Below are 4,540 nucleotides of genomic sequence, written 5' to 3' on the forward strand. Positions count from 1 at the left end.
CTTGCTTCGAAAGACAGATCAGCGTTTTGAAAAGGATAAAATTCCCCATGAGGTCCAACATGCAATTCAATAGTTGCACCAGCTTTCACGAGTACTTTTGGCCACTGAATAAACGCTGTGTAACTCAAAGGATCTTTAGCTTTTTGCGAGGTCTCCGCAAATAAAGCAACATTCGCATTATACATGGTTTTATTAGTAATAGACAATGTTATTCCCTTCGCATCAGATTTAACGATTTTGGCTTCTACATGGTCAAATACCCGCAGTCGTTTGGTGTCCGTTTGTAAATAAATACCGGGCAATTCCAACGCCATCAACATACCATTGGTCTCTGTCCAGGAATTACGAGTATGTATAAAATTACCCACACTTCCTTTGCCTTCCGCATCAGTAGGTTGAATACGTTCCATTGAGCTGCCAACCAGATCATTCGTGGTAATATGGTCAGGCGGAATATTTACCGCTTCTGCCTGTGCATGTTGAATATCATCGATTAAATCTGCATAAATTGAATCGCCGGTAGCACGATACAATTTAAATAAATAATCGCCCGATGAAGTACAAATACCGGGTGCTGCATGTTTGTTTTGAATACTCGCAAATACTGCACCAGCCATATGACACTTCAACTTTCCGATCTGACTATTGGGTGGAAAAACTTCGTCGTAAGACAATGTCCACGTCGCACACAAAGCAGCTTCGACTTTTGCTTTGTCCAACCACTTTATATCTTGCGTATAATGGTATAAGGCCATCAAGGATTCTAAAAAACCAAAGGCTGATTCAGAATTGGCATCCATAGAGATATCGCCACAGTCTCCACCTGTCAATCCTTGTTTCACAACATCTCTATTGTAATAATAATCTGCAGCCTCTTTTGCAACGTTAAGGAATTCGGGGTGATGAAAATAATCTGATGCCAGCGCCAGACCAGCGGGCGCAATAGCTCCGGCAGTAGAATTAAACACGGCAATCTCCCCCGTTTCAGGAACTATGTACTGACCAAATTGTCCATATTTTTTCCAGGTGTTTACAAATGCCTGAGCTAATTTCCTGGCAGCGTTTTCCCATTCGGGCTTTATAAAAGAGCCTTGTCCTTGTGCTTTCAGCAACATCAGGTGTTTCATGAACCACAGTAAGGCATCACAATTTTTTCGTACCATTGCCTGCCCTGCGGCAAAAGCAGCATTCATTTTATCGAAACGCAATTTGCCATCGGCGGTAATGCCACCATAAAAAAAACCGCTCTTGCCCTGTAGTTTGCTTATGATAAAATCTAACTCTTCACCAACACGCGCTCTTTCTTTCTCGTTATCCAGGGCAAGCATCGGATAAGTGTTCATCATACCACTTACCCATCCCAGTTGAAAATCGTTATTATTTTCCGGTTTATAGAAACTCCCTGCAGGAGTGGTGATCCAATTATTGCTGCAAATAGTCGTACCTAACTGTTCCAGTTTACTCATAGGTAACCAGTTGCGGGGATGGTTCTCGCCAGTAACAGATTTGCGCACCTGCATAAACTTCGTAAGCAAATCTGGAATACCATTTGCGTTAAAGACATATATTCTAAAATGCAGCGTCAGCATATCTCCTGCTTTCCAATCAGGTGCTTTATCTCCGCTTTCATGGAAATCGCCAAAGCCTGCCGCTAATTTTCTCATTGCAGGAGCAGTGATGGCAAAACTGCAACTATCTTGCGGTGCATTCTCCGCAATGGACAACCCATTATTTTCCCCCTTAGATCTTTGTTGCGTAAGTACAATGAAACCTTTGTTTTGGGCAGGCGAAAAAAAGCACATGGCAGGAGTTGAAGCATTACCGGTTTGTAAATCTATCAATGAAGCTTGATTTTTTTCTATTGATAGTCTTGGCTCATTCGATATGGTGAGCGGTACATTAGGATTGTAATACATATCCTTTGGGTAATCAGGATTGTAGCCATTGCCAATCGCATGATAACGATTGCCATTGTAGACAATTGCCGGAACTAACACGTAGTTATCTCTGCTCCATTTATCAAAGTTAAAGCAGACATCTACAACAGTAGAAGGCGCAGTTCCTTTTTTTAATTTAAAGGTCGTAGATACGTCCAACGCCTCTGGATGACCAACCACCTTTTTACTCTGTACCTGCACGCCCCAATTAGGATCTTGCTGCTGTGAATATTGAGATACCGAATATTCTTTCTTTAGATTTGTGTGATTATATTGCTTTATGGACAAAGACATATTTCCGTCAATCTGAGCCAACTCCTTGTTAACCTCTTTAAACGATTGCGCATTTAAAGCATAGCCAAAGAAAATCATCACAATTAAAAGCCCCGTTTTAGTTTGTACTTTCATTATATTATTTATTAGCATCTTTGGAGGGTTTGGAATTTTCATATTTATCTTAAAGCCTTTCCCCCTTACCAATCGCCGTTACGACTAATTCAAATTTTATATCATCATCCGCTGCATGTAATGTGCTAATGCTCATAACAGAATTTCCATGTGGCAATCTTAAAGAGCCAGAAGTGGGTATTGGCTCCATTTCTTTTCTGTTTTTATCAGCCAGATACAATTTATGACATTTGTAAATAATAAATTCTCTATTCGATATTTTTTTGTCAATTAAAAGCTCAACGCCATTGGGTAATTTAATTTTTACACCATCAACCCCCTTACCTTTTGGCGCATTAATTTGAATAGAGAAATCTAACGGTTGCAAATCGTATTCGTTTTTTAATTGCAGAGCCAATGGATTAAGATTTATCGGCTGATCACGAAAGCGGTTCTCGTAAACAGGGTAAAGAATGAAGACTTTTCTTCCTTTTTGTTCCAAATGAAATTTATAATTCAAGTCCCTGAGTTTTTCTTTTACTGCGCTGCTGAATATATCCTGCTTGCGGGCGTTTTCCCAAGTGCGCAAAGCATTAAAAATCCCCTCTTTTTCACCGGTTTTCTCTACAGTTTGCTGACTTAAGCCAAGCATATAAGTAGCGTCCCACCCTATTGATTTAGCTTCTAAATTTTCTGCATCATACACGCTCCAATCGGCACTTAGGCTTTGAATACCAAATGTTGCCGGCAAATAACTGCTGTGGAAAACATAGCGCATATCTTTTCCTTCGATACCCCATTTATTTAATACGGGATTAAACATGTGATCACCTCCACCAACGTTACATACACTCATGTAATGCCAGTTTCCCTCCTGTATGGCACTGCCCATTACTCTTAGGTACTTACCGCCATTGTTATGATAGCTATCAAATAACTCCCGAAAAAAACGTTTGAACGAATACTGCCCTTGCCCCTGATACATGCAGCTCTCCAGTCCGTCGAAATCAATATAATCCATGCCACCTTCGGTTAGCCATTTACCATAATAATCGGCATAAACCTTCTGTAAGTCCATATTGGGCGCGAAACCCTGATAACAATTTGGCTGCAATTTTACGATCACCGTTCCAGCGCTGTATGAACCTTTATGAGTCCCATACAACCCTCTCTTTACATGAAGAAAAGTATAAGGCTTGGTTGTTGTGATTCCATCATATTCAATCAGTTCTTTTCCAATTTTTAGGACATTGGTCTGGTTACCTTCCCAGCCGCCGAATTCATTAAAATGAGCTGTATCGGTGACAATTATAATGGTGTCAGATGCGGAAATATCTTTTGCAGTAAAACTCCGCTGCATAATCGCCAGGCTATCACTTGGCACGGGAGCCACATCGCTGTTATTATTTGGCTGTAAAAATTCACACAGCGTGTGCAGTCCGTAGCGGATACCATTGTTTTGCATAAGCGCGCCATATGCAGGGATACTCATAGGGGGCGCAGCGGCGAAACTGATTTTCTTTTTTGTCCAACGGTTGGCGGGGTTAGGGTAATATTCTCCCCATCCTTCGTCCTGCACTGACTCAAAACCTAACCTATGTGCATAACTCGCAAGGCTGTCGTGTGCGCCCCACCAGGCAATATCCGGACGATAAGATGCCGGATCTTTTATCCATTGACCATTTATCACCGGGTGTGGCAAGCCTTCATTCAATACAATATTTTCTATCGTTTTTAGTCCCAGATCGTCGGGGCACAAATATAAAGCGACAGCTGAACCAATATAACCTGCATTGGTTGCCGTGACTAATTGATAGCGTGAAGAATTAGCTTTGCCTTCAATATTGTCTGGATAGTTGGGGAAACGAATCATCTGCTCTCTGCGGCGGTCTCTTGAATGCATACAGATACTAGAGCCATAGTCCGGTTCCAAAACCGCGCCATTCCCATAGTTCATTCTATAATATTGCTCGGGATGAGAATAAAAGGCAACGTCATTTTTGCCATCTCCTCCAATACTAAAAACCTGCCCTTCTTTGAGATTGGGCGGTAAGGGATATTTTTTGGGATTTGGCGAATGAATATAATAATACATAAAAGACATATCGCCATCAGTAGGCGGACCGCTCGTTGTGTTATCATTGAGGCCCAACATACCAATAGCAAAATCGTCACTGCGCACGACACCAATAATGTCGCCGATTGTTTTTGAAATA

At 41.4% G+C, this 4,540-nt stretch carries 2 protein-coding genes; both read right to left on the reverse strand.

Features of this window, described 5'->3' with window-relative positions; genetic code table 11:
* The coding region (locus tag ACQR30_RS09805; protein WP_429734518.1) for a hypothetical protein at positions 1 to 2,345 on the reverse strand (2,345 nt) is incomplete at its 3' end.
* A 49-nt stretch (positions 2,346 to 2,394) separates the two neighbouring features.
* The coding region (locus ACQR30_RS09810; protein WP_429734520.1) for a hypothetical protein at positions 2,395 to 4,540 on the reverse strand (2,146 nt) is incomplete at its 5' end.

This window comes from Arachidicoccus sp., assembly GCF_050436765.1.
Lineage (GTDB): Bacteria > Bacteroidota > Bacteroidia > Chitinophagales > Chitinophagaceae > Arachidicoccus.